This window comes from Pseudomonas sp. H1_A03 (assembly GCF_054685145.1).
Window position 1 is genome coordinate 1,973,711 of record NZ_CP162829.1, and the last position, 26,858, is coordinate 2,000,568.

Consider the following 26,858-nt stretch of genomic DNA (forward strand, 5'->3'; position numbering starts at 1 on the left):
TTCATGCCGCCGGACAAAGCAGGCATAATACCGCGCCTTTACCCGCGAACCGGTAGCCCCGTGAACCAGACGCCCGCTGTGAATACCTTGCGCCCCTCGGCTTGTCCGGGGTTGCTGCGTATTGTCCAGGCGCTGGACGGTGGCATTTGCCGGATCAAATTGGCCGGTGGTTCGATCACCGCAGTGCAGGCCCATGCGGTGGCGGACGCGGCCCAGGCCTATGCCGGTGGGGTGATTGAGGCGACCAACCGCGCCAACCTGCAGATTCGCGGGATCGGTGCCGAAGAGCACGCCTTGATCGCCATGCTGCTGGCCGCAGGCCTAGGCCCCAGCAACGCCGCTGGCGACGATGTGCGCAACCTGATGCTCAGCCCCAGCGCCGGTATCGACCCGCAGATGCTGTTCGACACCCGCCCGCTGGCCGATCAGATCCTCGCCACCCTGCAAAACCACCCACGTTTCCATGAGCTGTCGGCAAAGTTCGCTGTGCAGTTGGATGGCGGTGAAGCGCTGGCGATGCTCGAACATCATCATGATCTGTGGCTTTCGGCGTTTGTACGCGATGGTGAGACGCTCCTCGCATTCGGCCTGGCCGGTTGCCCTGGGCTGGATGCACCGTTGGCGGCTGTGCCATTGGAGCAGGGCCATGCGCTGGTGGTGGCGGTGCTGGAGGCGTTTCTTGACCTCGCCACTCCGGAACAAACCCGCATGCGTCATCTGCCTGTGGATAACCTGCTGAGCCGCTTGCACCTGAAGCTACTGCCGGTCGACGGCTTCAATCGCCCGCCCAGTGGTGCTTTGCTGCACCTTGGGACTTATCCACAGACGCAAAAAAATCAGTTCTATGTCGCTGCCATCGCACCCTTGGGTCGCCTGGATTCGGCGATGCTTGCGGGCGTCGCACAACTCGCCAGCGAGTACGGCGACGGCACCTTGCGTTTCACCCCTTGGCAGGGCGTGCTGCTGCCCAACGTCGAAAAGCCTCACGCCGTGACCGAGCGCCTAGCGCAGCTGGGCTTCCTCTGCTCAGTTGACCAACCCCTGGCGCGCATGACTGCCTGCACCGGTTCCAGGGGCTGCGGCAAAGCGCTGGCCGACACCAAGGCTGATGCGGTGCAACTCGCCGCGCTGAAACCCGATCACGACGTGCACCTGTCCGGCTGCCCACGTTCCTGCGCCGCCGCACACGTTGCGCCGGTGACATTGCTGGCCGTGAGCCCCGGCCACTACGACCTCTATTTCCGCGAAGCAGCCCATCCCGGTTTCGGCCGGTTGCACGCGCGCAACCTTTCTATTGAAGCGACGGGCGCCTTGCTGCGCGCTCGCCCACGGAGCAACACCGATGATTGATTACATCCGCGATGGTCAGGAGATCTATCGCAACTCCTTCGCCATTATTCGCGCGGAAGCCAAGTTGGACCGCATCCCGGCCGACCTGGAAAAACTCGCGGTGCGCGTGATTCATGCCTGCGGCATGGTCGATGCCATCGACGGCCTGCAGTTCTCCGAAGGCGCAGGCAAGGCCGGGCGCGATGCGTTGGCCGCTGGCGCGCCGATTCTGTGTGATGCGCGGATGGTGTCCGAAGGCGTGACCCGCACACGCCTGCCGGCTAACAATCAAGTGATCTGCACCCTGCGTGACGACAGCGTGCCGGAGCTGGCACGGGCGTTGGGCAACACCCGTTCCGCTGCCGCCCTGGAACTCTGGCGCCCGCACCTGGAAGGCAGCGTGGTGGTGATCGGCAACGCGCCGACCGCGTTGTTCTACCTGCTGGAGATGCTTGATGCTGGCGCACCAAAACCGGCGTTGATCCTCGGCTTCCCGGTCGGCTTTGTGGGCGCCGCCGAATCCAAGGCGATGCTGGCCGCCGACAGCCGCGGCGTGCCATTCGTGATCATGCAAGGCCGCCTGGGCGGCAGCGCGATGGCCGCCGCAGCGGTGAATGCCCTGGCCACGGAGGTCGAATAATGCAGGCACGCGGACGCTTGATCGGCTTGGGCGTTGGCCCCGGTGATCCCGAACTGATAACCCTCAAGGCCCTGCGCCTGCTGCGCGAATCGCCTGTTGTGGCGTACTTCGTGGCCAAGGGCAAGAAGGGCAACGCCTTCGGCATCATCGAAGACCACTTGGTGCCGCAACAGACCCTGATGCCGCTGGTGTACCCGGTGACCACCGAAGCGCTGCCGGCGCCGATGTCCTATGAGCAAGTGATCAGCGATTTCTACGACGCCGCCAGTGTCGACGTCGCCGCGCATTTGGACGCTGGCCGCGATGTGGCGGTGATCTGCGAAGGCGACCCGTTCTTCTACGGTTCCTACATGTACCTGCACGACCGCCTCGCCGAACGCTATGAAGCGCAAGTCATCCCCGGCGTGTGCTCGATGCTTGGCGGCGCCTCGGTGCTGGGCGCGCCGTTGGTGTATCGCAACCAGAGCCTGTCGGTGTTGTCGGGCGTGCTGCCACATGAAGATCTCAAGCGCCGCCTGGCGGATGCCGACGCGGCAGTGATCATGAAGCTGGGCCGTAACTTCCCCAAAGTGCGCCAGGTACTCGAAGAACTCGGCCTGACCGGGCGTGCGCTGTATGTGGAGCGCGCGACCATGGCCAACCAGAAAATCGTGCCGCTGGATCAGGTGGAACCGATGTCGTCGCCGTATTTCTCGCTGATCATCGTGCCTGGCGAACGGTGGCAAGGTTGATGCGCCCGGCGATTGTCATCCTGGGGCAGGGCAGCCTGGCGACTGCGCGCCAGATCCAGCAGGTTTACCCAGGCGCGGTGATCCACGGCTTGGCCGGACGTGTTGAAGGGGCTGACCAGGCCTACAGCGAGTTCGGCGCGACCCTGCGCCAGCTCTATCAACACGGCACGCCGCTGATTGCCCTGTGCGCCGCCGGCATCGTCATACGCACCCTGGCGCCGTTGCTGCTGGAGAAAGGCGAAGAACCCGCCGTGCTGGCCGTGGCCGAAGACGGCAGCGCAGTGGTGCCGTTGCTCGGTGGCCTTGGCGGTGTGAATGTCATGGCGCGCGAAATCGCCGCTGCCTTGAACGTTGCCGCTGCAATCACCACCAGTGGCGAGCTGCGTTTTGGCACCTGCCTGCTTAATCCACCGATGGGTTATGAGCTGGCTGATCTGGAGCTGGGCAAGCGGTTTGTCTCGGACTTGCTGGCCGGCGAAAGCGTGCGCATCGAAGGCGCGGCGCCGTGGCTGGAGCAGGCCAACTTGCCTCAGGATCAACAGGCGCGCCTGGCGATTCATGTGGGCAGCGCCGAGCGCATGCCTGCGGCCAATGAATTGTTGATCTACCCGAAGAATGTATGTGTTACGTGCAAACCAGGCGTGCAATTGGCTGAGCGTGTGCGCACGGCCTTGCATAAGGCGGGTATCGCCGTGCAATCCCTGGCCTGCTTGCTGGCCAGTGATACGCAAATGGCCGAAGCATCGTTGCATGAAGCGGCTCTGGAACTCGGCGTACCGCTGCGGTTTGCCAGTGTTACCCAGGACGCCGACATCCTCATCAACGTTGCCGAGCAACCGCTGGACCTGGCGCAAATCGGTCGCCCCCGTGGCCGACTGGCCGTGATCGGCCTGGGCCCCGGCGCTGCCGAATTGATGGTGCCCGCGGTGAAAGCCGAACTGGCGCGTTGCACCGACGTGCTCGGCTACGAAACCTACGTGCGCATGGCCGGGCCGTTTCGCGACGATCAGGTGCAGCACTGCACTGACAACCGCGAAGAAATGCAGCGCGCCCGTCACGCCTTCGAGCTGGCCGCGCAGGGCCGGTCGGTGGTGGTGGTGTCGTCCGGCGACCCAGGCGTGTTTGCCATGGCTGCCGCCGTGATCGAGGCCTTGCACGAGTCCAGCGACCCGGCCTGGCATCAGGTCGACCTGCAAATCCTGCCCGGCGTCTCGGCCTCCCTGGCCACTGCGGCCCAGGCCGGTGCACCGTTGGGCCATGACTTCTGCGTGATGTCGCTGTCGGACAACCTCAAGCCCTGGTCGATCATCGAGAAGCGCCTGGACCTGGCGTCCCAGGCCGATCTCGCCCTGGCGTTCTACAACCCGATTTCCCGTTCGCGGCCGTGGCAACTGGGGCGTGCCCTGGAAATCGTCGCGCTGCATCGCACGCCGCACACACCGGTGGTGCTGGGCCGCGATATTGGCCGTCCGGGGCAGACCTTGCGTGTCACCACGTTGGGGCAACTGACGCCGGACCAGGTGGACATGCGCACCATGGTGCTGATCGGCTCGTCCACCACCTGCACATTCCCCCGTGCCAGTGGCGGTGAATGGGTATACACACCGCGCTGGTATGGCGAGAAACCTGCCTGCTGAAAACGGCCTGCAGGTTGCCGGAAAGCTCCGAATGATCCAGGGATATTCCTGGCGTTGTTCGGGGCTTTTTCTTTTTTTTGCGACGAAGTCTGGAGGCTCACCCGTTACGCCACGCGATTGCTGGGCGCGGTAGTTTTACGTGACGCGCCAAGGGATGTTTGTCGTCTGGTAAGCCCGTCGGTGGGTGGACTAGGGTGGACATAAGCCCCGAGTTGGGGTGCTTGTGGAGAGTCAAAATGGAGCGACATCACAGAAGGATCAACAGTAAACAAAGGCGCAAATTGATTGCCGCCTACAAACTGCCGGGAGCGCCAGGAGCGCTGAAGGCGTTGCCGATGGACACTGAGGACGATTTCAATGCGGCGGTGGTCAACAACAGCGTGATTTCGTTTGCCGATGGCCTGTCGGGCTTGAACCGGGAATACATTCGAAAGAGCTATCTGCTGGCCAGCAGCTACGTCAGCGATGTGTTGAAAATCCAGCGCGGTACCGAGGTCTGGTACGAGGAATTTATCAAGGTGATGGTCGGTTTGGGCTGGCTGCCGGTACGCAGCCGTTTCGAGCGGGTCTCACGTTCGGGCAAGGGGCTGACCGTGCAGTTGGCGGTGTTGAATATCATCGCCGCCATGCTGGCGTCGACGTCATTGTCGGCAGCGTTGCTCACGGCTTTGCCTAAATTGGCCGCCGATGCATTGGAGGCATTGAAGCAGGCGCCTGCGAATTTCGAGCTGTTCAAACGCAACAGCGCGGTACACCAGGGCGGTGATTTCGGCCTGGCGTCCTGTGCCGAAACAGAGGGTGAATTGATGATGGTGCTGGTGACCTACAGCACTCACAGCGTGAGTAAACAGGTAGGGCTGCCATTCCTGGAGTGGGACAGTTCCTCGTTCGAGGCCTTCAGCGGGCAGACGTGCCTGGTGCTGAATACCTCGGTGGTCAACGAAAAGACTATCCAATTGATGCGCGAGAGCGCGGGTGACAAGGTGCAACTGGCGATCGCCAAGTACCGGATCTAGGGCACCAGGTAGCCGCGCACCCCGGTAAAGATGATTTGCGCGGCCAAGGCGCACACAAACAATCCCATCAACCGACTGACAATCTGCAAGCCCTGGTCACCGAGGATGCGTTCGATACGGTTGGACAGGTAAAGCACCACGCCGACCGTGAGGCTGGCCAGGGCGATGCTGACGATGGCGGTGAGCTTGTCATCCCAGTGCGGCTGGCTCACACCCATCACCAACAGTGCGCCAATGGTGCCGGGGCCGACGGTGAGGGGAATGGTCAGCGGTACGATGGTCACGTCCTGCTGCACGTTGTCGGTCTGCACAGCCGATTTGCCTTGGGCCATGCCCAGGGCCGAGATAAACAGCACACTGCCGGCGCCGATGCGGAAGGCGTCGACGGTGATGCCGAACACGCTGAAAATCACTCGGCCGAACAGGTAGAGCAACACGCTCGAGACCAGGGTCGCCAGCGCCACTTTCCAGGCCAGGCGCCGCCGCTCTTTGCTGGAGTAGCCGCGAGTGAGGCTGATAAAGCAGGACAGCACGAAGAACGGGCTGTAAAGCACCAGCATTTTCAGGTAGACGCTGAATAACACGTGGAGCATGTGAGTGGCTCGCGGCAGAGAAAGAGTTGGGGAAGTCTATCAGGCGACAGAGACCAAATGTGGGAGCGGGCTTGCTCGCGAATGCGGTGTGTCAGTCAATGCATCTTTAACTGATCCACCGCATTCGCGAGCAAGCCCGCTCCCACATGGGGACTGTCTTTCAAGTCAGGAGGGCGCGTGCTCCGGGCGCTGCTGACGCTGCGCCACCCAGAACTCCACCAGCTCGCGCAACTGCGACAACTCCACCGGCTTGGCCATATGCCCGTCCATACCGGCCTGGCGTGCGCGCTCTTTATGTTCCGAAAGGATATGCGCCGTCAGCGCCACCACCGGTGTGCGAATACGCTGGTGGCTGACTTCCCACGCACGCAGTTGCTGAGTCGCCGAGAAGCCATCGAGGATCGGCATTTCACAGTCCATCAACACCAGGTCATAACGCTGGGCTTTCATCGCCTCCAGCGCTTCTTCGCCGTTGCTGGCGGTGTCCGGGTTGAGGTTGAGCTTACCGAGCATGCCACGGATCACTTTAGTGGAAATGCTGTTGTCTTCGGCCACCAGGATGCGGAAATCGCTGGGTACGGTGACGGCGGCTGGCGTGCTGAGCACCGCGCGCGGTTGCACGTTGCCCTTGCTGCGCTGGGTCAGTTCATCCGCCAAGGTAGTCTTGAGTGTGTAACCGGCGACGGGCTTGGCGAGGATGCGTTTGATCCCGCAGTTGCGCGCGATGATCTTGCTCGGCGCATTGCTGATGCCAGTGAGCATGATCAGCAGGATGTCGTGGTTCAGGCTTGGGTCTTCCTTGATCTTCGCCGCCAGTTGCATGCCGGTCATGCCGGGCATGTTCTGGTCCAGCAGCACCACGTCGAAGTAGTCACGCAGGTGCGCCTTGGTGCGCAGTAACGCCAGGGCTTCCTTGCCCGATGGCACGGCGCTGACGTTAAGGCCCCAGGCCGAGCATTGCTGCACCAGCACTTTGCGGCAGGTGTCGTTGTCGTCCACCACCAGCACCCGCGCGCCCTTGAGCGGGCCGTCGAGGTCGGAGGTCGGGTGTTCCAGGCGTTCCGGGTCCAGCGGCAAGGTCAGCCACAGGGTGCTGCCCTGATGGCTGCCGCTCTTAATGCCGAACTCGCCGTTCATCAGCAGGATCAACTGGCGGGCGATAACCAGGCCCAAGTGGCCGTTCAAGCGGGTAGCCGAGAAGAAATTCTTGCTGTGCAGTTCGCTGTGCAGCAGGGCGTCGCGCTCGGCCGCTTCCATCGGCAGGCCGCTGTCCTGGACGGCAATGCGCAGGCGTGGCTTGGTGCTGCGGTCGTCCAGGGCAACCACGATCAGCACTTCGCCTTCGTCGGTTTTTTGCAGGGCATTTTCCAGCAGGCTCAACATGGCCTGACGCAGGCGCGTCGGGTCGCCGCTGATCACGCGGGGCACCTGGGGCTGGATAAAACTGATCAGTTCGACGTTCTGCTGTTCGGCCTTGGCGCGGAAGATGCTCAGGCAATCTTCGATCAGCGCATTGAGGTCGAACTGCACGTCGTCCAGTTCTATCTGGCCGGACTCCAGCTTGGAGATGTCGAGGATTTCGTTGATCAGGGTAAGCAGTTCATTACCTGCGCTGTGGATGGTTTGCACGTAGTCGCGCTGTTTCACCGACAGCGGCGTGCCGAGCAGCAGCTCGGTCATGCCGAGCACGCCGTTCATGGGGGTACGGATTTCGTGGCTGATCTTGGCCAGGAACTCGGCCTTGGCGGCGATCTCGGCATTGCTCGCTGCCAGGTCGCGACTGAGGCTGAAACGTGCCTCGACAATCGCGCGCTGGCGTTCGCCCAACGCCAGGCTCATCAACAAGCCGCTGAGGCAGATGAACGCCAGCAGCGTGACGATCAGGCCCTGGGGCGAAATCATCGTCAGGCCAAGCAGCGCCGGCAGGATGATCAGCGTACCGATGTTGAATACCACCATTGCCGCCACGAACAAGCGTGCCGGGCGGTAGCCTTTCTGCCAGTGACAGGCCGAGATAAACAGCATGCTCAAGCCAGCCAGGGCCACCAGCGCGTACGTGATGATGTTCAGCGGCAGGGTGTTGACGAACAACAGCAGCAGGCCGCACAGCACGATGACCAGGATGTCGGCCATCAACAGCTTGTTCAGTGGATGTGGGCCCAGAGGCATGAAGAAACGGTAGGCAAACATCAGCCCGCAGGGCGCGGTCAGCAGCAACGCCAGGTAGGCGCCCGGTGTCTGGATCGCATGCCAGTTCGGCAGCCATGGGCCCACTAGGTTCAGCAATAGCGCCAGGCTGAGCATCAACAGCGCTTCGCAGGCCGCCAGCCACAGGCTGCTGCGCGAGCGGTGGTAGGCGAAGCGCGTGAGGTTGTGCAGGATCAGCATCAGCAGGCAGCCGAACAATAGGCCGTAGATCAGCGTCTGGGTCTGGTCGGCGGCGGCGAGCACAGCCGGTTCCAGGGTGATATACGGGCGCAGTTCGTGTTCCGAGACCAGGCGCAGGTAAACCTCTAACGGTTTCTGGCTCTGGGGCATCGGCAGCATGAAGTCGCTGCTGGGCAACGGCCGCTCAGTCTGGGGCTGGCGCGTGCCGGTGCTCTGTTGTTCCACCAGGGTATCGCCGTCCAGTACATAGAGGCTCAGGTGGGACAAATCCGGGGCAAATACCCGCAACACTTGCTCGTGTTTGCCGGGTTGCAACTTAAACCGTATCCACAGCGCGCCGTTCGGTTCCGCGGCGCTGATGCGGTCCAGTTCGATGGGGCTGAATTGATTGGTGTAGCGTGAAGAGCGGATGTCGCTCAACTGCAGGTCGGCCTGTTCATCAAGCAATACTGCCCAGCCACTGCCTTGCGCGGCAGCCTGGGCCGGGAACAGGCAGAGCAGCGTCAGCAGGCTGACAGTAAAACCTATGGCGATCCTGAGCCAGCGCACGGCGAAATCCCTTCGTAGGTTGATGCACGGGGTAACTATGCGCGGGGAGGCCCGTATACGGCAAGGGCCAGAGGCCCTTGCCTAGCCGAACGGATAGCTACTGACGTCGGCGGCTTAGCTGTTTTCGCCACGTTCGCGGGCGATGGCGCGGTAGCCGATGTCTTTGCGGTAGAAGCAGCCTTTCCAATCGATTTTCGCGGCCAGCTTGTACGCTTGCTGCTGCGCGGCGTCGACACTGGCGCCCATGGCGGTGGCGCACAACACACGGCCACCGGCGGTCACGACCTGGCCATCCTTCAGCGCGGTGCCCGCATGGAAGACCTTGCCTTCCAGCGTCGCGGCAGCGTCGAGGCCTTCGATGACGTCGCCCTTGGCGTAGTCGGCAGGGTAACCACCGGCCGCCAGCACAATGCCAACGCTCGGACGTGGGTCCCACTGCGCTTCAACCTTGTCCAAGGCCTGTGCCAGGGCGGCTTCCACCAGCAGCACCAGGCTCGATTGCAGGCGCAGCATCACTGGTTGGGTTTCCGGGTCGCCAAAGCGGCAGTTGAACTCGATGACTTTCGGGTTACCGGCTTTGTCGATCATCAAACCGGCGTACAGGAAACCGGTGTACACATTGCCCTCATCGGCCATGCCGCGCACGGTCGGCCAGATCACCAGGTCCATCACGCGCTTGTGCACGTCGGCGGTGACGACCGGGGCAGGGGAGTAGGCACCCATGCCGCCGGTGTTCGGGCCGCTGTCGCCGTCGCCGACGCGTTTATGGTCCTGGCTGGTGGCCATCGGCAATACGTTCTTGCCGTCGACCATCACGATAAAGCTGGCTTCTTCGCCGTCGAGGAACTCCTCGATCACCACGCGGGAACCTGCGTCACCGAAAGCGTTGCCGGCGAGCATATCGCGCACGGCGTCTTCGGCTTCTTGCAGGGTCATGGCGACGATCACGCCTTTGCCGGCGGCCAGGCCGTCGGCCTTGATCACGATGGGCGCACCTTTTTCACGCAGGTAAGCCAGGGCCGGCTCGATCTCGGTGAAGTTCTGGTAGTCGGCGGTCGGGATCTTGTGGCGCGCCAGGAAATCCTTGGTGAACGCCTTGGAACCTTCCAGCTGGGCAGCGCCGGCGGTTGGGCCGAAGCAGTCCAGGTTGCGGCTGCGGAACAGGTCCACCACGCCGGCAACCAATGGGACTTCCGGACCGACGATGGTCAGGGACACATTCTTTTCAGCAAAGTCGGCCAGTTGTTCAAGGGCGAGCACGTCGATAGCAACGTTCTCGCACTTGGCTTCAATGGCGGTGCCGGCGTTGCCGGGTGCAACGAAAACTTTCTGGACGCGCGGGTCTTGGGCAACTTTCCAGGCCAGGGCGTGTTCACGGCCACCGCTGCCAATGATCAAAACATTCATTTCAAAAACCTCTGGGAAACGCTGTGCTTCACTGTAGGAGCGAGCTTGCTCGCGAAGATCGTCAACGATAACGGGGGAAACCTGACACCCCGTGGCGCTCTCGGGCTTTTCGCGAGCAAGCTCGCTCCTACAGTCGAAAGCAGTGGTGTTTAGTGACGGAAGTGGCGCATGCCGGTGAATACCATGGCAATGCCGGCTTCATCAGCAGCGGCGATCACCTCGGCATCACGCATCGAACCGCCCGGTTGGATCACGGCGGTCACGCCGGCTTTCGCGGCATTGTCCAAGCCATCACGGAACGGGAAGAACGCATCGGAAGCCATTACCGAACCCACGACCTGCAAACCGGCGTGTTCAGCCTTGATCGCGGCGATACGCGCCGAGTTCACGCGGCTCATCTGGCCGGCACCGACACCGATGGTCTGGCGGTTCTTGGCGTAGACGATGGCGTTGGATTTAACGTACTTGGCCACTTTCCAGGCGAAGATCAGGTCGTTGATCTCTTGCTCGGTCGGTGCGCGCTTGGTCACCACTTTCAGGTCTTCGCTGCCGATCATGCCGATGTCGCGGCTCTGTACCAGCAAGCCGCCGTTGACGCGCTTGTAGTCCCAGGCAGCGGCGCGGTCAGCCGACCACTCGCCGCACGCCAGCAGGCGCACATTGGCCTTGGCGGCGACGATGGCGCGGGCTTCTTCGCTGACGCTTGGCGCGATGATCACTTCAACGAACTGACGTTCGACGATCGCCTTGGCGGTCTCGGCATCCAGCTCACGGTTGAAGGCGATGATGCCGCCGAACGCCGATTCGGTGTCAGTGGCGTAGGCCAGTTCGTAGGCCTGGCGGATACCGCCTTCTGCGTCCGGGCTCACGGCCACGCCGCACGGGTTGGCGTGCTTGACGATGACGCAGGCCGGCTTGACGAAGCTTTTCACGCATTCCAGCGCGGCGTCGGTGTCGGCCACGTTGTTGTAGGACAGCTCTTTACCTTGCAGTTGGGTCGCGGTGGCGATGCCGACTTCGGCCGGTTTTGCCTCAACGTAGAACGCCGCGCTCTGGTGCGGGTTCTCGCCGTAGCGCATTTCCTGGGCCTTGATGAACTGGCTGTTGAAGGTGCGCGGGAACTGGCTGCGGCCTTCGGTGCTCAGGGTCTCGGCCGTTTGGTTAACGGTGCCCATGTAGTTGGCGATCATGCCGTCGTAGGCGGCGGTGTGTTCGAACGCCTTGAGCATCAGGTCGAAACGCTGGGCGTAGGTCAGGCCACCGGCTTTCAGGCTTTCGAGCACGTTGGCGTAATCGCTGGCGTTAACCACGATGGCCACGTCTTTGTGGTTCTTGGCCGCCGAGCGAACCATGGTTGGGCCGCCGATATCGATGTTTTCGATAGCGGTCGGCAGGTCGCAGCCCGGCTTGTTGATGGTGGCTTCGAACGGGTAGAGGTTAACGGCCACCAGGTCGATCGGCTTGATGCCGTGTTCGGTCATGATCGCGTCGTCGATGCCGCGACGGCCGAGGATGCCGCCGTGGATTTTCGGGTGCAGGGTCTTGACCCGGCCGTCCATCATTTCTGCGAAACCGGTGTAGTCCGCCACTTCCACTGCGGCCACGCCGTTGTCCTGCAGCAGTTTGAAGGTCCCGCCCGTGGAGAGGATTTCCACACCCAGGGCTTCCAGCTCCCGGGCAAATTCGAGGATCCCGGTCTTGTCGGAAACACTGATCAAGGCGCGGCGGATCGGCAGGCGGGTAGTCTGGTCGGTCATTTCAATTTCCATCAAAAGCAAAGGAGTCAGCAAAAAAGGCGACCGGTTTTACGCGGGCGCCTTTCTGGTTTGATTGAATGCTTACAGCAAATCGTATTGCTTGAGCTTTTTGCGCAAGGTGCCACGGTTGAGGCCCAGCAGCTCACTGGCTTTGGTCTGGTTGCCCTTGACGTAGTTCATCACGCTTTCGAGCAAGGGCGCCTCGACTTCGGAGAGCACCAGGTTGTACACGTCCGTGACGGAAGCGCCCTCAAGGTGGGCGAAATAATTGTGCAGCGCCTTCTCGACACTCCCGCGAAGGGTTTGGCCTTCTTCGCTCGGCGTGTTGAGGTGCTGTTTCAAATTGACGTTGTCGCTCACGGGTGCTGTTCCACTCACTAAAGTCTCGGTCATCATCGTCATGCGGCCACCCCCTTTGCATCCCCTGTTCCCAGGCTGTTGTCACGTTCGGCGAAGAACTCACGAACGGTGGCGACCTGTGCCTGCGTTTCATCCAAACGATTGAACTGGGCGCGAAACTCCTTGGCGCCCGGCAAGGTTGCGAGATACCAGCCGACATGCTTGCGAGCAATGCGCACGCCCATCACATCTCCGTAGAAAACGTGCAGGGCATTCAAATGCTCTAGCAGAATACGTTCCACCTCGACCAACCCTGGCGCCGGTAACATTTCGCCGGTACGCAGGAAATGCTCGATCTCACGAAAAATCCACGGCCGCCCCTGGGCGGCCCGGCCAATCAACAAACCATCGGCGCCGGTTGCGTGCAGTACGCGCCGGGCTTTCTCGGCTGAGTCGATGTCGCCATTGGCAAACACCGGCATCGACACCGCCTGCTTGATCGCAGCAATGGTGTCGTACTCGGCTTCACCGGTGTAAAGGTCGGCGCGGGTGCGGCCATGCACCGCCAGCGCTGTAATGCCTGCCTGTTCGGCGATCTTCGCCACCACCAGGCCGTTCTTGTTCTCCCGGTCCCAACCGGTGCGAATCTTCAGGGTGACCGGCACATCCACTGCGGCGACAACGGCCTGCAGGATCTCGGCAACCAACTGCTCATCTTTCAACAGGGCGGAACCGGCGGCCTTGTTGCAGACCTTCTTGGCCGGGCAGCCCATGTTGATATCGATGATCTGCGCCCCCAACTCCACGTTGGCCCGGGCCGCATCCGCCAGCATTTGCGCATCACCGCCGGCGATCTGTACCGAGCGGGGCTCGGGATCACCTTCGTGGATCATGCGCATCCGCGATTTGCGGGTGTTCCACAAGCTCATGTCGCTGGTGACCATTTCCGAGACTACTAGACCCGCGCCCAAACGCTTGCACAGCTGACGAAAGGGCTGGTCGGTGACGCCCGCCATCGGGGCGAGAATCAAGCCGTTCTGCAATGTGTATGGGCCGATGCGTACCGCCGACATAGGACTTCCCTGTTGTGGGGCCGGATCATTAGAGTTCGAAAAAGGGTTGGCATGATACCCGCTCTCGATGACTGGATAAAGGCTGAATTGGATAAAATCTGAACAGTTATTTTCTTATCGCCACCGGTTTGGTTGCCGATGGTCCAGCCATTCAATCCGCGATGCGGGCCTTGATTTACTCGGGCGAGTGAAAGCTCAGGCTGTAATTCACCGCTTTATTGCCCGGATCGAGGATGTCCAGGGAGATGTGGATCGGGACCTGTGATGGCATTTCGCTAACGCCGGCCAGTTCGCCGCTGAGGTATTCGGCGGGTTTGAAGCGACGACTGGCAATCAGGCCGCCGTTCAAGTCGGCAAAACGCAGCTCCAACAGCGGGAAGGGCTGGGAGAAGGTCGCGCGGTTATAGATGATCGCGTCCACTACCAGCGCCCCGGCGAAGTCCGGGTGGCTGCGCACTACCAGGTTGCTGCTCTTGATATGGGCAATATCGACCCGTGACGGCACGGTGCAGCCCAGTGTAGGGCACAGTTCCTGGAACCAGGGGCGATAGGCGTCCTGGCGGGCCAGCTCGTCGAATTGGTAGGCGATGTACTGGCCTGCGAGACCGGCGGCGGCGATCAGTACCAGCAACAGCCAGATCAGGCGACGGCCCAGGCTGGCCGGACGCTTTTGCGCGTAGAGGTGCAGCGGGTCGTCTTCGAGATCCAGCAGTTGGTCGTCGTGCACATTCGTTTCGGCGCGCGGGCGCTTGCGCCGGGGTTTGGGGCGTTCTTCGGGTTCAACGTCATCGGCCGACTGGGTCAATGGCGTGAATGGCGGATCGGTGTCGTCATCTTCTGGCGTTGAACGCAGTGGCGGTTCATCGTCGATATCGTCGGTGTGGAACGACATGGACGGTTCGGTGCGCTGCTTGGTCGCAGGTGCGTTCGTCGGCTCGGGTTCGGCTTCAGTGCTTTGGGCACGCTCTTCAGGCGGTTCGCTGAACAGGCTGGCGGCCCATTTTTCTTCTTCGGCTTTAACCGTGTCGCGGCTGGCGCTGAAGGATTCTTCTTTTTGGCGACGCTCGGCGCCGGGCTGGCGACGTTCTGCACCCGCCGGCAGCGTGTGCTGAATCTCGCGACGTTCCAGCTTGGCCAGCTCTTCGTCCAAGTCAAGGTTGTCCAGGTCCAGCTCTTCGGCGGTCCACTGCTTCTGGCTGATTGCCCGCGGTGCCTCAAGTGTGATCTCTGGAACAGGCTCGGCAGCAGGCAGATCAGGCAGATCAGGCTGCGGCGCCGGCACTTGGCCACGCTGCTCCAGCAACTGGCGAGCTGCATTGAACACTTGCAGGCACGAGCCGCAGCGCACCACGCCGCGGGCCACGCTCAATTGGGCGTGGTTGACGCGAAAGCGCGCTTGGCAATGCGGGCACTGGGTGACGAAACTGTCGGTCATGCGGCCATCCGATTCAGGCAAGCGCTCATTCTAGCGCCGACGACCGCTGATGCGTACCCAGCCATCACGGTTAGCGATGGGGTCCAGCTCGAAATCCTGCGCGTAGGCAGCGGCGACGTCTTCGCCTTGCTCTGCGAGGATGCCCGACAGCGCCAAACGGCCGCCCGGCTTGACCAGGCTGGACAGCTGCGGCGCCAGGGACACCAGCGGCCCGGCGAGAATGTTCGCCACGAGCACATCGGCCTGCACCTGGGGCAATTGCTCTGGCAGGTAGAGTGGGAATTTGCTTTCAGGAATGTTGTTGCGTCCGGCGTTATCGCGGGAGGCTTCCAGGGCCTGTACGTCGATATCGGTGCCCACGGCTTCCTTTGCGCCGAGCAGCAGGGCGGCAATTGCCAGGATGCCCGAGCCGCAGCCGAAGTCCAGCACGTGGCTGTCGGTCAGGTCCTGGCCGTCCAGCCATTCCAGGCACAGGGCGGTGGTCGGGTGGGTGCCGGTGCCGAACGCGAGGCCCGGGTCCAGCAGCAGGTTGACGGCATCCGGCTCAGGCGCGGCGTGCCAGCTTGGCACGATCCACAGGCGCTGGCCGAAACGCATCGGCTGGAAGTTGTCCATCCAGCTGCGTTCCCAGTCCTGGTCTTCGATCACTTCGCTGTGATGCTCCGGCAATGGGCCGCCGGTGAGCAATTCCATGTGGGCCAGCACGGCGGCAGCGTCGGTGCCGTCTTCGAACAGGGCCAGCAAATGGGTGTGGGACCACAGCGGGGTGGTGTTGAGTTCAGGTTCGAAGATCGGTTGGTCTTCGGCGTCCATGAAGGTGACCGAGACAGCGCCCACTTCGAGGAACGCGTCTTCATAGGTTTCGGCTTGTTCTGGGCTGATGGCGAGACGGACTTGCAGCCAAGGCATGGCGGGCACCTTTGAAAAAATGAGTGTGCAGCGGGGTTGGGCTGCGAAAGGGCGCAAGTTTACGCGAGCGGAGGGCAGAAGACGACTGTGCCGACGATATGCGGTGCAGGGGATACACACACAACAAAATGTGGGAGCGGGCTTGCTCGCGAAGGCGGTGTATCAGTCAGCACATGTATGACTTGACACACCGCCTTCGCGAGCAAGCCCGCTCCCACAGGGGATGGTGTTTTTCCACAGAAACCGGGGGGAGTAGAAACAACAAAGCCGCCCGAAGGCGGCTTTGTTGAGTGGAGCACTTACTGGTTGGCCAGCTTGTGTTCCAGGTAGTGAATGTTCACACCACCCTCGCAGAAGCCTTCATCACGAACCAGGTCCCGGTGCAGCGGGATATTGGTCTTGATGCCGTCGACCACGATTTCGTCCAGGGCATTGCGCATACGGGCCATGGCCTCGTCGCGGGTGGCGCCCCAGGTGATCAGCTTGCCGATCAGCGAGTCGTAGTTGGACGGAACCTTGTAGCCGCTGTACAGGTGCGAATCGACGCGAACGCCGTTGCCGCCTGGCGCATGGAAGTGCTTGACCAGGCCTGGACTCGGGATAAAGGTTTTCGGGTCTTCGGCGTTGATCCGGCACTCCAGGGAGTGGCCGTGCATCTTCACGTCGTCCTGGGTAAAGGACAACACGTTGCCAGCGGCGATGCTCAGCATCTCCTTGACGATGTCGATACCGGTGACCATCTCCGAAACCGGGTGCTCTACCTGCACACGAGTGTTCATCTCGATGAAGTAGAAACGGCCGTTCTCGTAGAGGAACTCAAAGGTACCGGCGCCACGGTAGTTGATGTCGATGCACGCCTTGACGCAACGAGCCAGTACTTCCTGGCGCGCTTTTTCGTCCAGGCCGGGTGCCGGTGCTTCTTCCAACACCTTCTGGTGACGACGTTGCAGCGAGCAATCGCGATCGCCGAGATGGATGGCGTGGCCTTGGCCGTCGGACAATACTTGCACTTCCACGTGACGTGGGTTGGTCAGGTACTTTTCCAGGTAGACCATCGGGTTGCCGAACCAGGCGCCCGCTTCGGAGCGCGTCTGCTTGGCGGCTTCGATCAGGTCTTCTTCCTTGTGCACTACGCGCATCCCGCGACCACCACCGCCACCGGCGGCCTTGATGATCACCGGGTAACCGACTTCGCGACCAATGCGCAGAGCGGTTTCTTCGTCTTCCGGCAGCGGGCCGTCGGAGCCAGGAACGGTGGGCACGCCGGCCGCGATCATAGCGTCCTTGGCCGACACCTTGTCGCCCATCAGGCGAATGGTTTCGGCTTTCGGGCCGATGAAGGCGAACCCGGATTTTTCCACCTGTTCGGCGAAATCGGCGTTTTCCGCAAGGAAACCGTAGCCCGGGTGGATGCCGTCAGCGCCGGTCACTTCTGCCGCGGCGATGATGTTCGAGACTTTCAGGTACGAGTTCGTGGCCAGTGGCGGGCCGATGCAGATGCTTTCGTCCGCCAGTTTCACGTGCATCAATTCGGTATCGGCCGTCGAGTAAACAGCGACGGTCTTGATGCCCTCTTCCTTACAGGCGCGCAGGATACGCAGCGCGATCTCGCCGCGGTTAGCGATCAGGACTTTTTGCAGTTTCTTCGCAGGTTTCAACATCGAAGGCGCTCCGCGGTTCAAACGATGGTGAACAGCGGCTGGTCGTACTCAACCGGCTGACCGTTTTCTACCAGGATGGATTCGATGACGCCGGCTTTCTCAGCGGTGATGTGGTTCATCATCTTCATCGCTTCAACGATGCAGATGGTGTCGCCCACTTTCACCGTCTTGCCGACTTCAACGAAGGCTGGCGAAGTCGGTGCCGGGGTGCGGTAGAACGTACCGACCATTGGCGACTTGACCACGAAACCGTTCAGCGCAGGCGCTGCGGGTGCTGCAGGTGCAGCGACAGCAGGTGCGGCGGCCGGAGCAGCAGCGGCCGGAGCCGGCGCTTGCATCTGTGGCGCGTAGAACTGTTGGGCCGGAGTCTTGCTGTGACGGCTGATCCGTACGGACTCTTCGCCTTCCTTGATTTCCAGCTCGTCGATACCGGATTCTTCCAGCAGCTCGATCAGTTTCTTAACTTTACGGATATCCATGAATCATCAACTCCCAAGGGTCGGTCAGGGGCGCTTGGCCGGTTGTTCAAGCTGTTCCAGGGCGGCCTCCAGGGCCAGTCGGTAACCGCTGGCGCCAAGGCCGCAGATCACTCCTACCGCTACGTCGGAGAAGTAAGAGTGATGGCGGAAAGGTTCACGTTTGTGCACGTTCGACAGATGCACTTCGATGAATGGGATGCTCACCGCCAGCAGCGCGTCACGTAATGCAACGCTTGTGTGCGTAAAAGCGGCGGGATTGATCAGGATAAAGTCCACGCCTTCGCCGCGCGCGGCATGGATGCGATCAATCAATTCGTACTCGGCATTGCTTTGCAGGTAGAGCAGATGGTGGCCGGCTTCACGCGCCCTGCGCTCAAGATCGAGGTTGATCTGATCCAGGGTAACTGCCCCGTAGACGCCCGGTTCACGGGTGCCGAGCAGGTTCAGGTTGGGTCCGTGAAGAACCAGTAAGGTCGCCATCGGCTGTTCCTTGTTATTGATGTGAGTACGGCAGAACCCGGCGACTATGCCGCAAAGCCTTTGTGACTGTCCAGTTCTATGCAGTAGGCAGCACGATTAGCGAGGATAGCGCAAAGTATGTGACCAAGTCGTAGGATCTGGTCATTGGTGGTACGTCTTCGAAGTTGATGGAGATTCAATGTGGGCGCTGGCTTGCCTGCGATGGCGGTGTGTCAGTACCGGATGTGTTAACTGGCCCACCGCTATCGCAGGCAAGCCAGCTCCCACAGCTTTGATCTGCGCATAGCCCGTGATCTTGATGAGGCGGTAGATCGGATTAGACGCGGAACGCCTGCACCGCGGTGTTGAGCTGCCCACCGAGTACCAGCAGATGCTCACCCTGGCTGCGCCCCTGACCAATGCGCAGCAAGTTATCCTCACCCAGCTGATGAATCCGCTCACTGTTATCGCGAATCTCACTCACGGCCCCACTCTGCTGCGCCGTCACATCGGCAATGCGCACGGCCGTGTCGGAAATGGTCTGGATCGCGCCGACGATCTCATCCAGCGCACCGTCCGCCGCCTGGGCCTGTTGGGCGGTGGCTTCGGCGTGTTCGACCTGGGCGCGCATGCCTTGCACGGATTGGTGGGCGGCGCTTTGCAGGCCCGCAATCAGGGTCTGGATCTCCGCCGTGGCGCCAGCGGTGCGTTGGGCCAGGGAGCGGACTTCGTCGGCGACCACGGCAAAACCACGTCCGGCTTCACCGGCACGGGCAGCCTCGATGGCAGCGTTGAGGGCCAGCAGATTGGTCTGCTCGGCAATCGCGCGAATCACGGTGAGCACGCCGCCGATGGTGGCGGATTCTTCGGCGAGTTTTTCGATCATCTGCGCGTTTTGCTGCACTTCGCCCACCAGGGCGTGCAGCCCGGTCAGGCTCAGGCCGATCACGCGTTGGCCTTGCTCTACCGCCTGGCCGGCACTGCGACTGGCGCCCGCGGCCTGGCTGGCATCGCCGGCGACTTGCTGGATGGTCGCTTCCAGTTCCCCCAGCGAATCGCGGATCTGCGCGGTATCCCCAGCCTGGCGTTTGGCACCGTCGTGCAGGCCGCTGCTCAGTTCGGCCAATGCCCGACTGCTGCCGGCGACTTCCTCGGCATTGCCGCGAATAGTGCCCACCAAGTCCACCAGATAGGCACGCAGGCGGTTCAGCGAGGCTTCGATATCGTGCAGCTCACGGTTGGTCTTGCCCAGGGCAATCGGCTGGCTGAAGTCGCCCTCGGCCCAAGTCGACAGGGCCGGCGCGAGATTGGTCAGCACGCGTGCCAGGCGCCGTTGCAAGGTGTCGATCAACAGCGCGATCAGCAGGATCAGGCCGATCATCACCCCTTGCATCAGGCGAACTTCGCCCTGGATCGTGCCGTGCTGCGCGCGCACCACCGGCTCCAGGCCGGCGATGGCTTCCTGCACGGCCTTGATTTTCAGGTGGGTAGCGGCGGCCAGTCCGGCGCGTTGCTGGATCTGTTCGCGGGTGCGCTTGAGTTCGGCAGGGTAGCGGGTCAATAAGCTGTTGAGTTCGCGCTTGAGGTCGACGCCGGTGTCTTGGGCCTCGGTTTTCTCAGTGTTTTCCAGGCCCATCAGCGCGGAAAAATCATCCGCGCTGGATTCGGCGCTGGCCTTTACGCCCAACAGCGGCAGTTGTTCCAGCACATCCGCCTGGCTGCGGATATTGCCGACTTCGCGCTCCACATCATCAGCCAGTTCCGCGCGCCCGCTGCTCACCAGTTTGTCGCGGGCCAGGGACAGTTTGGCCAGATGCTGGGACGCCGCCAGCAGTGGCGGCAGGTAACGTGCGGCCTCTGCAGAATTGACGCCGATGGCGTACTGGCCCAGTTGCTCCAGGTTCGCGCCGAGTTCGCGCTCGGCTTGCAGCAGCAGGGCCTGTGGGTCACCCGCTAATTTGCCGGCGGCGAGCAGGTCAGTCTTGCTGAAGGCATCCAGGTCCACCAGGCTGGGGCGCAGGCTTTGCGCTAGGTCGGCGGGCAGTTGATCCAGGTCTTGCAACAGGCTTTCCAGGCTCTGGCTGGCGCTGCTCAGGCGCAGCGCGTCGCCGCTGGCCAGGTAGTCGTCAATATTGCGCGCGGCCTGGTTCTGAAAAGCCTGCGACAGGCCCAAGTAGCGCTCCATCAGCAAATACGGCCGTTCCAGAGCGCGCTGCGACCACCACAGCGTCGCCCCGAGCGCCAGGCACACGGCCACAAGAAGGAGGGTGTTGAGATTGGTCAGCAGCTTCAGGCGCATGCGTGGTTTCAACCGACAGCAAAAGATAAGTGCCTGAAGTTATTGCGTTTCCATTACAGCGTTATGACCGAATCGGTGAATTCAGGTGAAAAGATGGCACTTTGCTTTGATGTGCGCGCCGCTTGCACGCGGTTACGCCCGGCATGCTTGGCACGGTACAGCGCTTCATCGGCCTGGGCGGCCATCATCAGGCTGTCGGAACCGTCGCACAGTTCCACCAGCCCGGCGCTGAAGGTGCACCACAAATCCTCGGGCTGGGCCGGGTAGTGGATTTCCGCAAAGCGCCCACGGATATCATCCAGGACCTTGCAGGCCGATTCCAGGTCGGTGTCAGGCATCACGATGGCGAATTCTTCGCCGCCGTAGCGCCCGATATAGTCAGTCTTGCGCAGTCGCTGCTTGAGAAACAGCGCCAGGCTCTTGATCACGCGGTCGCCCATGGGGTGGCCGTGGCTGTCATTGACCCGCTTGAAGTGGTCGATATCGAGCATGGCAAAGCTCAACGGCTTGTTCTCGCGGCGTGCGCGAAAGCTGCAGTCTTCGAGCAATTGCAGGATGTGGGTGTGGTTGTACAGCCCGGTCAGGCTGTCGCGCACCATCCGCGCCTTGAGGTTGCGCGCACGGGCCGCGCGGTTGCGCACGGTGGTGATCAGGTGGCGCGGCTTGATCGGCTTGGTGAGGAAGTCGTCGCCGCCTTCGCTCATGGCGTCCAGTTGCTTGTCCAGATCGTCTTCGGCCGACAGGTAGATGATCGGCACGCTGACGTAACGGTCGTTATGGCGGATGACCTTGGCCAGTTCGGTACCGGTACAGGCGGGCATGTACATGTCGAGGATGATCAGGTCCGGCTGGAAATCCGCCAGCTCGGCCATGGCCTGGATCGGTTCGATCAGCGTGCGGGTGACGATGCCGGCGCTGTTGAGCAGCCGCTCGGTGTGCAGCGCCTGGGCCCGCGAGTCATCGATGATCAGCACTTTATACGGCTCGTACTGGGCGACGCAGGTCAGTACTTCGATTTTTTCCAGCAGGCTGGAGGCTTCCAGGGTGCCGGTGAGGAATTCCTGGCCCCCGGCGCGCACGGCGGCCAAGCGAGTTGGCGTATCGGTTTCGTGGAGGCTGAAAAACAGCAGCGGCAACTTGTGCTCCAGGCCCTCCTGGGCTTCGGCGGCGAGCTTGAGCCCCAGCCCTGTGCCGCAGAAATCCACATCCATCACAATCGCCGAAGGCAAGCGTTCGGCCATCGACGCGCGAAATGCCGCCACACTGTCGAGGGATTGGGCGCTCATGCCAAAGAATTCCAGTTGCTTGGCCAGGCGCTCGGCGCGATCGTGATCGGCCAGCATCACGTAGATCGGCTTGCGCATCGGCGGCAGAAAGGTGTGTTCGAACTGGTCGCCCTGGCGCAGGCCGGTGCGGGACAGGCGCTGCATCAAGCGGTTGAGTTCGGTGATCAGTTGGCTGCTCAGGCGGCCACGGTTGTCGTCCACTGCTTTGAGTGATTCGCCGATATGCCGCGCCAACTGGCCGTGCTCGGGTTGTTCGAAGCGCTCGGCAAAGCGCAGCAGGCGCAAATTGGCTTCGCTGAGTTCGGAGAGGTCGGCGCCGGACCATTCGCTGCGTTGCAGGCGCTGCCAGATCTCAAGAATTTGACGTGCCTGATGAATTACCCGCTGGGCAAAATGCTGCTTGAGACGCTCACGGCTGGGGTCTTCTGGCTCGGTCATATCCTGACTACTAGTTAGGGTGCATGCTGAGGTCGAGTGGTGGCTCTATGCTAGCACCATCTTTCCGATGGGATGAGTGTCTTGCGTCAATAAACTGCTCTTCCTTGTTATTCAGTTGCTGACCCGGTGGTCGCGCAGCGGAAAAAGCGTGCATCCTTTATAGTCGAACGCTCCCTGTGCGCCAGTTTGGCGAAAAGCCCCGCATGGGCGGGCACGATGGGGTAGGGTTGTGGTCGGAGTGTTTGAACGCACGCCATCAATTCAAGTGCATGAACTCAAGTGATTGAAAGGATATCGCCATGCTGGACTGGAAAAACCGTGCAGGCAGTGCCAAAGGCCCTGCGCCTGAGCCCAAGTCGGCCAACCGCAGCTACTTCCGTACGCTGCTGATGAGTCGGGCATTGCTGAGCGTCCTCGGCCTGTACCTGTTGGTCACCGGCGCGCTCGGCTGGTACTGGAGCGAAGAGCCGGCGCTGTTTCCGGTCCAGCAAAATGCGCAGATCGCCGCCGAAAAAGACGGCAAGCAGATGGTGGTAGGGTTCACTACCGTCGAAACCCTCAAGACCGTGGTCGGCACCTTGCTGAACAAGCCGGGTGGCTACATTTCCAATGACCGCTTCCCGCCGGGTCTGTGGATGGACAACATGCCGAGTTGGGAATATGGCGTGCTGGTGCAGGTGCGCGACCTGACGCGCGCCCTGCGTAAGGACTTCGCCCGTTCCCAGTCGCAGTCGGCCGAAGACGCTGATTTGGCCAAGGCCGAGCCGCGCTTCAACTTCGACAACAAAAGCTGGGTGCTGCCGTCCAGTGAGTCGGAGTACCAAGAAGGCATCAACTCCCTGAGCCGCTATGAAGCACGTCTGTCCGACCCGAATCAGCGCGGTGCGCTGTTCTATGCCCGCGCCGACAACCTGAACAACTGGCTGGGCGACGTCGCCACCCGTTTGGGTTCGCTGTCGCAACGCCTGTCGGCCAGTGTAGGTCGGGTGAAATTGAACACCGCTCTGAAAACCGAGACGCTGGCGCCGGGTGAAGTACCGCAGGTCGATGAAGAAGTGGTGGAAACCCCATGGATGCAGATCGATAACGTGTTCTACGAGGCTCGCGGTCAAGCTTGGGCCCTGTCCCACCTGCTGCGCGCCATCGAAGTCGACTTCGCCGACGTGCTGGCCAAGAAAAACGCCACCGTCAGCGTGCGCCAGATCATCCGTGAGCTGGAAGCCTCGCAGGAGCCGGTTTGGAGTCCTATGATCCTTAATGGCAGTGGCTTCGGCGTACTGGCGAACCACTCGCTCGTCATGGCCAACTACATTTCCCGGGCCAACGCTGCAGTGATCGACTTGCGTCAGCTCCTCAACCAGGGTTGATGATGGACGCTCCTCAAAAGGAGGCCGCGCACCGCGCGGCTTCCGATGCTGAACTGATCTGCTGGGTCGACGAGCAGGACAACCTGCTCGGCACCCTTGTCAGGTCCGACCTGCGCCAGCGTGGCCTGATCGGCCGGTGCACCTTTATCTTCCTGTTTAACGCCCGTGGTGAGCTGTGTGTGCATCGACGCACCCTGAGCAAAGCCATGTATCCCGGTTTCTGGGACACGGCAGCGGGTGGGATGGTGGCGGCGGGCGAGTCCTACGCCTTATCGGCGGCCCGCGAGTTGGAGGAAGAATTGGGCGTCAGCGGTGTGGAGCTGACCGAACACGATCATTTCTACTTCGAAGACGGTGACAGCAAACTCTGGTGCAAATCCTACTCCGCTGTCTGGGACGGGCCGCTGCGCCTGCAGCCCGAAGAGGTCATGGAAGCGCGCTTTTTACCGATTGAAGCAGTCCTGCAGGAGGCTGAACAAAAGCCTTACTGCCCGGACGCCCAGGAAGGCTTGCGACGCTATCTGGCGTCACGTCGCTAAAGTTGCATGAAATGGCGCCATTTGGCCCTTAGCAAGTGGGCTTTTTGTCGTTACACTGCGCCACTTTTCATCCCCCAAGAGGATTGCCGGTGGCCAAAAAAGCCGCATCCTTCGCCGCCCTGGGCGGCCTGGTATTTTCCACCGACGCAGGTCGACACTGCCCGGACTGTCGCCAGCCCGTGGACGCGTGTACCTGTAAACAGACCCTGATCCCCGAAGGCGACGGTATTGCCCGCGTGCGACGCGAGAGCAAGGGCCGTGGCGGCAAGACGGTGACCACCATCACCGGCGTGCCGCTGGCAGAAGACGCGCTGAAGGAGCTCGCCACCACGCTGAAGAAGCGCTGTGGCACCGGCGGCGCGTTGAAAGACGGCGTCATCGAGATCCAGGGCGATCACGTCGAATTGCTGTTGGCCGAGCTGATCAAGCTCGGGTACAAGGCCAAGAAGTCCGGCGGCTGAAAGCCTCTTCCCGACCTGTGTCTAAACTCTGTCCTGCGAATGAGGTCTACCTCCCTCACAGGCAAATCGTCATTTTTATTCTTTAGACTGCGCCAGCCTCTGCGAGAGGTGGCGCCTTCGCCTTCATTTATAGGGGACTTCGATGTCCGTACGACGCACACGCAAAGACGATGGCAGCCAATGGACAGTTGCGGACAGCCGCAGTGTTTACGGGATCCGCCATTGGGGGGCCGGGTATTTCGCGATCAATGAAGCCGGTCGCGTTGAAGTCCGTCCGAACGGCCCGAACAGCACGCCCGTGGACCTGTACGAGCAAGTCGACGAATTGCGTAAAAGCGGCCTGTCGCTGCCGTTGCTGGTGCGCTTCCCCGACATTCTGCAAGACCGTGTACGCCAGCTGACCGGCGCCTTCGATTCGAACATCGAGCGCCTGGAATACCAGAGCAAGTACACCGCGCTGTACCCGATCAAGGTGAACCAGCAGGAAGCGGTGATCGAGAACATCATCGCCACCCAGAATGTGTCCATCGGCCTGGAAGCCGGCTCCAAGCCTGAGCTGCTGGCCGTACTGGCCCTGGCGCCGAAGGGCGGCACCATCGTCTGCAACGGTTACAAAGACCGTGAGTTCATCCGCCTCGCGCTGATGGGCCAAAAGCTCGGCCACAACGTGTTCATCGTGATTGAGAAAGAATCCGAAGTTGAGCTGGTGATCGAAGAGGCCGCCAGCCTCAAGGTCAAGCCACAGGTCGGCCTGCGCGTGCGCTTGTCGTCCCTGGCGTCGAGCAAGTGGGCAGACACCGGTGGCGAGAAGTCCAAGTTCGGTTTGTCGGCGGCGCAACTGCTGTCTGTGGTCGAGCGCTTCCGCGCGGCGGGCCTGGACCAGGGCATTCGCTTGCTGCACTTCCACATGGGCTCGCAGATCGCCAACCTGGCCGACTACCAGCACGGGTTCAAGGAGGCCATTCGTTACTACGGCGAACTGCGCAACCTCGGCTTGCCGGTGGACCACATCGACGTGGGCGGTGGTCTGGGCGTGGACTACGACGGTACGCACTCGCGTAACGCCAGCTCGATCAACTACGACATGGACGACTACGCCGGCGTGGTCGTGGGCATGCTCAAGGAATTCTGCGATGCGCAGAGCCTGCCGCACCCGAACATCTTCTCTGAAAGCGGCCGCTCCCTGACCGCTCACCACGCCATGCTGGTGGTGCAGGTCACCGACGTCGAGAAACACAACGACGAAATCCCGACCATCGAAAACAAAGAAAGCCTGCCGGAAACCGTGCAATGGCTGGTGGACCTGCTCGGCCCGACCGACATCGAGATGGTCACCGAGACCTACTGGCGCGCCACTCACTACATGAGCGACGTGGCCACCCAGTACGCCGACGGCAAGCTGACCCTGGCCGAAAAAGCCCTGGCCGAGCAGTGCTACTTCGCCGTGTGCCGTCGCCTGCACAACTCGTTGAAAGCCCGCCAGCGCTCACACCGCCAAGTGCTGGACGAACTCAACGACAAGCTGGCCGACAAGTACATCTGCAACTTCTCGGTGTTCCAGAGCCTGCCGGACACCTGGGCCATCGGCCAGGTGTTGCCGATCCTGCCGCTGCATCGCCTCGACGAAGAGCCGCTGCGCCGTGCCGTGCTACAAGACCTGACCTGCGACTCCGACGGCAAGATCAAGCAGTACGTCGATGAGCAGAGCATCGAGACCAGCCTGCCGGTTCACGGCTTGAACGAAGGTGAGGACTACTTGCTGGGGATCTTCCTGGTGGGTGCTTACCAGGAAATCCTCGGTGACATGCACAACCTGTTTGGTGACACCGATTCGGTGAACATCTACCAGCGTGAAGATGGGTCGGTGTACAGCGCGGGTATCGAGACCCACGACACAATCGAAGACATGCTGCGGTATGTGCACTTGTCGCCGGAAGAGTTGATGACGCATTACCGCGACAAGTGTGCAAGTGCGAAGATCTCTGCATCTGAGCGTACCCAGTTCCTGGATGCGCTGCGCCTGGGCCTGACCCGTTCTTCGTACTTGTCCTCTTAAGCTGGATTGA

The 26,858-nt window shown here is 61.6% G+C and carries 22 protein-coding genes and 1 pseudogene; 10 read left to right on the plus strand and 13 right to left on the minus strand.

Annotated features, from left to right (window positions below; genetic code table 11):
• Positions 1-3 precede the first annotated feature (3 nt).
• The 5 genes from cobG to AB4O35_RS09020 all read left to right on the plus strand — a co-directional run bounded on the left by cobG (position 4) and on the right by AB4O35_RS09020 (position 5,353).
• Positions 4-1,350, plus strand: coding sequence for a precorrin-3B synthase (gene cobG, locus AB4O35_RS09000; protein ID WP_065874299.1), 1,347 nt, complete (start codon positions 4-6; stop codon positions 1,348-1,350).
• A complete protein-coding gene (locus tag AB4O35_RS09005; protein ID WP_065874298.1) occupies positions 1,343-1,969 on the plus strand; it encodes a precorrin-8X methylmutase in 627 nt (208 codons plus the stop codon). The genes cobG and AB4O35_RS09005 overlap by 8 nt, the downstream gene beginning before the upstream one ends.
• On the plus strand, positions 1,969-2,700 hold the full coding sequence (locus tag AB4O35_RS09010; RefSeq protein ID WP_065945527.1) for a precorrin-2 C(20)-methyltransferase: 732 nt from the start codon (positions 1,969-1,971) through the stop codon (positions 2,698-2,700). The genes AB4O35_RS09005 and AB4O35_RS09010 overlap by 1 nt, the downstream gene beginning before the upstream one ends.
• The gene (cobJ, locus tag AB4O35_RS09015; protein ID WP_065945526.1) at positions 2,700-4,337 is read left to right on the plus strand and encodes a precorrin-3B C(17)-methyltransferase; all 1,638 of its coding nucleotides are present in this window, start codon (positions 2,700-2,702) and stop codon (positions 4,335-4,337) included. Before AB4O35_RS09010 ends, cobJ begins: the two co-directional genes overlap by 1 nt.
• A 236-nt stretch (positions 4,338-4,573) precedes the next feature.
• Positions 4,574-5,353, plus strand: a complete 780-nt coding sequence (locus AB4O35_RS09020) for a hypothetical protein (RefSeq protein ID WP_065874295.1) — start codon at positions 4,574-4,576, stop codon at positions 5,351-5,353.
• Here AB4O35_RS09020 and AB4O35_RS09025 read toward each other — a convergent pair.
• From AB4O35_RS09025 to purD, 3 genes are all read right to left on the minus strand, one after another.
• A complete protein-coding gene (locus AB4O35_RS09025; RefSeq protein WP_065874294.1) occupies positions 5,350-5,946 on the minus strand; it encodes a MarC family protein in 597 nt (198 codons plus the stop codon). The two genes, AB4O35_RS09020 and AB4O35_RS09025, sit on opposite strands and share 4 nt — an antisense overlap.
• A 165-nt stretch (positions 5,947-6,111) precedes the next feature.
• Positions 6,112-8,883: a hybrid sensor histidine kinase/response regulator gene (locus AB4O35_RS09030; protein ID WP_065874293.1), complete on the minus strand. Its 2,772-nt coding sequence runs from the start codon at positions 8,881-8,883 to the stop codon at positions 6,112-6,114.
• Positions 8,884-8,997: 114 nt separating this feature from the next.
• A complete protein-coding gene (gene purD, locus AB4O35_RS09035) occupies positions 8,998-10,290 on the minus strand; it encodes a phosphoribosylamine--glycine ligase (protein ID WP_065874292.1) in 1,293 nt (430 codons plus the stop codon).
• Between the two features lie 21 nt (positions 10,291-10,311).
• Between purD and AB4O35_RS09040 the strand changes: the two are divergent.
• Positions 10,312-10,425: pseudogene (locus AB4O35_RS09040) on the plus strand (outer membrane lipoprotein carrier protein LolA); the annotation flags it as partial.
• A 14-nt stretch (positions 10,426-10,439) separates the two neighbouring features.
• Here AB4O35_RS09040 and purH read toward each other — a convergent pair.
• The 10 genes from purH to AB4O35_RS09090 form a co-directional block, all read right to left on the minus strand.
• Positions 10,440-12,047: a bifunctional phosphoribosylaminoimidazolecarboxamide formyltransferase/IMP cyclohydrolase gene (purH, locus tag AB4O35_RS09045; RefSeq protein WP_065874291.1), complete on the minus strand. Its 1,608-nt coding sequence runs from the start codon at positions 12,045-12,047 to the stop codon at positions 10,440-10,442.
• Positions 12,048-12,128: 81 nt separating this feature from the next.
• Positions 12,129-12,449, minus strand: a complete 321-nt coding sequence (gene fis / locus AB4O35_RS09050) for a DNA-binding transcriptional regulator Fis (RefSeq protein ID WP_003221275.1) — start codon at positions 12,447-12,449, stop codon at positions 12,129-12,131.
• On the minus strand, positions 12,446-13,459 hold the full coding sequence (dusB, locus tag AB4O35_RS09055) for a tRNA dihydrouridine synthase DusB (RefSeq protein WP_065879933.1): 1,014 nt from the start codon (positions 13,457-13,459) through the stop codon (positions 12,446-12,448). The genes fis and dusB overlap by 4 nt, the downstream gene beginning before the upstream one ends.
• Before the next feature lie 175 nt (positions 13,460-13,634).
• Positions 13,635-14,894 carry a DUF3426 domain-containing protein gene (locus AB4O35_RS09060; RefSeq protein ID WP_065879934.1) on the minus strand — a complete coding sequence of 420 codons (1,260 nt, stop codon included), beginning with the start codon at positions 14,892-14,894 and terminating at the stop codon, positions 13,635-13,637.
• A 30-nt stretch (positions 14,895-14,924) separates the two neighbouring features.
• Positions 14,925-15,803, minus strand: a complete 879-nt coding sequence (gene prmA, locus AB4O35_RS09065) for a 50S ribosomal protein L11 methyltransferase (protein WP_065874288.1) — start codon at positions 15,801-15,803, stop codon at positions 14,925-14,927.
• Positions 15,804-16,102: 299 nt separating this feature from the next.
• Entirely contained in the window at positions 16,103-17,464 is a 1,362-nt protein-coding gene (gene accC, locus AB4O35_RS09070) for an acetyl-CoA carboxylase biotin carboxylase subunit (RefSeq protein ID WP_003188188.1), read from the minus strand.
• 17 nt (positions 17,465-17,481) lie between these two features.
• Positions 17,482-17,943 carry an acetyl-CoA carboxylase biotin carboxyl carrier protein gene (gene accB / locus AB4O35_RS09075; RefSeq protein WP_065874287.1) on the minus strand — a complete coding sequence of 154 codons (462 nt, stop codon included), beginning with the start codon at positions 17,941-17,943 and terminating at the stop codon, positions 17,482-17,484.
• Between the two features lie 24 nt (positions 17,944-17,967).
• Positions 17,968-18,423: a type II 3-dehydroquinate dehydratase gene (gene aroQ, locus AB4O35_RS09080; RefSeq protein ID WP_012721999.1), complete on the minus strand. Its 456-nt coding sequence runs from the start codon at positions 18,421-18,423 to the stop codon at positions 17,968-17,970.
• A gap of 316 nt (positions 18,424-18,739) precedes the next feature.
• Positions 18,740-20,701, minus strand: a complete 1,962-nt coding sequence (locus AB4O35_RS09085) for a methyl-accepting chemotaxis protein (protein WP_065874286.1) — start codon at positions 20,699-20,701, stop codon at positions 18,740-18,742.
• A 53-nt stretch (positions 20,702-20,754) separates the two neighbouring features.
• On the minus strand, positions 20,755-22,425 hold the full coding sequence (locus AB4O35_RS09090) for a response regulator (protein ID WP_065874285.1): 1,671 nt from the start codon (positions 22,423-22,425) through the stop codon (positions 20,755-20,757).
• A 299-nt stretch (positions 22,426-22,724) separates the two neighbouring features.
• Here AB4O35_RS09090 and AB4O35_RS09095 point away from each other — a divergent pair, with 299 nt between their 5' ends.
• From AB4O35_RS09095 to speA, 4 genes are all read left to right on the plus strand, one after another.
• On the plus strand, positions 22,725-23,792 hold the full coding sequence (locus AB4O35_RS09095) for a DUF2333 family protein (protein ID WP_065945525.1): 1,068 nt from the start codon (positions 22,725-22,727) through the stop codon (positions 23,790-23,792).
• A gap of 2 nt (positions 23,793-23,794) precedes the next feature.
• Positions 23,795-24,331 carry an NUDIX hydrolase gene (locus AB4O35_RS09100; RefSeq protein WP_065879936.1) on the plus strand — a complete coding sequence of 179 codons (537 nt, stop codon included), beginning with the start codon at positions 23,795-23,797 and terminating at the stop codon, positions 24,329-24,331.
• A gap of 89 nt (positions 24,332-24,420) precedes the next feature.
• Complete coding sequence (locus AB4O35_RS09105; RefSeq protein WP_017849660.1) at positions 24,421-24,792, plus strand: translation initiation factor Sui1; 372 nt, start codon at positions 24,421-24,423, stop codon at positions 24,790-24,792.
• Positions 24,793-24,934: 142 nt separating this feature from the next.
• Entirely contained in the window at positions 24,935-26,848 is a 1,914-nt protein-coding gene (speA, locus tag AB4O35_RS09110; RefSeq protein WP_065945524.1) for an arginine decarboxylase, read from the plus strand.
• Positions 26,849-26,858: the final 10 nt, after the last annotated feature.

Bases quoted from the DNA above. Each gene is read 5' to 3' on its own strand.
- cobG (WP_065874299.1), top strand. From the start codon at position 4: ATGCCGCCGGACAAAGCAGGCATAATACCGCGCCTTTACCCGCGAACC.
- AB4O35_RS09005 (WP_065874298.1), top strand. From the start codon at position 1,343: ATGATTGATTACATCCGCGATGGTCAGGAGATCTATCGCAACTCCTTC.
- AB4O35_RS09010 (WP_065945527.1), top strand. From the start codon at position 1,969: ATGCAGGCACGCGGACGCTTGATCGGCTTGGGCGTTGGCCCCGGTGAT.
- cobJ (WP_065945526.1), top strand. From the start codon at position 2,700: ATGCGCCCGGCGATTGTCATCCTGGGGCAGGGCAGCCTGGCGACTGCG.
- AB4O35_RS09020 (WP_065874295.1), top strand. From the start codon at position 4,574: ATGGAGCGACATCACAGAAGGATCAACAGTAAACAAAGGCGCAAATTG.
- AB4O35_RS09025 (WP_065874294.1), bottom strand. From the start codon at position 5,946: ATGCTCCACGTGTTATTCAGCGTCTACCTGAAAATGCTGGTGCTTTAC.
- purD (WP_065874292.1), bottom strand. From the start codon at position 10,290: ATGAATGTTTTGATCATTGGCAGCGGTGGCCGTGAACACGCCCTGGCC.
- purH (WP_065874291.1), bottom strand. From the start codon at position 12,047: ATGACCGACCAGACTACCCGCCTGCCGATCCGCCGCGCCTTGATCAGT.
- fis (WP_003221275.1), bottom strand. From the start codon at position 12,449: ATGACGATGATGACCGAGACTTTAGTGAGTGGAACAGCACCCGTGAGC.
- dusB (WP_065879933.1), bottom strand. From the start codon at position 13,459: ATGTCGGCGGTACGCATCGGCCCATACACATTGCAGAACGGCTTGATT.
- AB4O35_RS09060 (WP_065879934.1), bottom strand. From the start codon at position 14,894: ATGACCGACAGTTTCGTCACCCAGTGCCCGCATTGCCAAGCGCGCTTT.
- prmA (WP_065874288.1), bottom strand. From the start codon at position 15,803: ATGCCTTGGCTGCAAGTCCGTCTCGCCATCAGCCCAGAACAAGCCGAA.
- accC (WP_003188188.1), bottom strand. From the start codon at position 17,464: ATGTTGAAACCTGCGAAGAAACTGCAAAAAGTCCTGATCGCTAACCGC.
- accB (WP_065874287.1), bottom strand. From the start codon at position 17,943: ATGGATATCCGTAAAGTTAAGAAACTGATCGAGCTGCTGGAAGAATCC.
- aroQ (WP_012721999.1), bottom strand. From the start codon at position 18,423: ATGGCGACCTTACTGGTTCTTCACGGACCCAACCTGAACCTGCTCGGC.
- AB4O35_RS09085 (WP_065874286.1), bottom strand. From the start codon at position 20,701: ATGCGCCTGAAGCTGCTGACCAATCTCAACACCCTCCTTCTTGTGGCC.
- AB4O35_RS09090 (WP_065874285.1), bottom strand. From the start codon at position 22,425: ATGACCGAGCCAGAAGACCCCAGCCGTGAGCGTCTCAAGCAGCATTTT.
- AB4O35_RS09095 (WP_065945525.1), top strand. From the start codon at position 22,725: ATGCTGGACTGGAAAAACCGTGCAGGCAGTGCCAAAGGCCCTGCGCCT.
- AB4O35_RS09100 (WP_065879936.1), top strand. From the start codon at position 23,795: ATGGACGCTCCTCAAAAGGAGGCCGCGCACCGCGCGGCTTCCGATGCT.
- speA (WP_065945524.1), top strand. From the start codon at position 24,935: ATGTCCGTACGACGCACACGCAAAGACGATGGCAGCCAATGGACAGTT.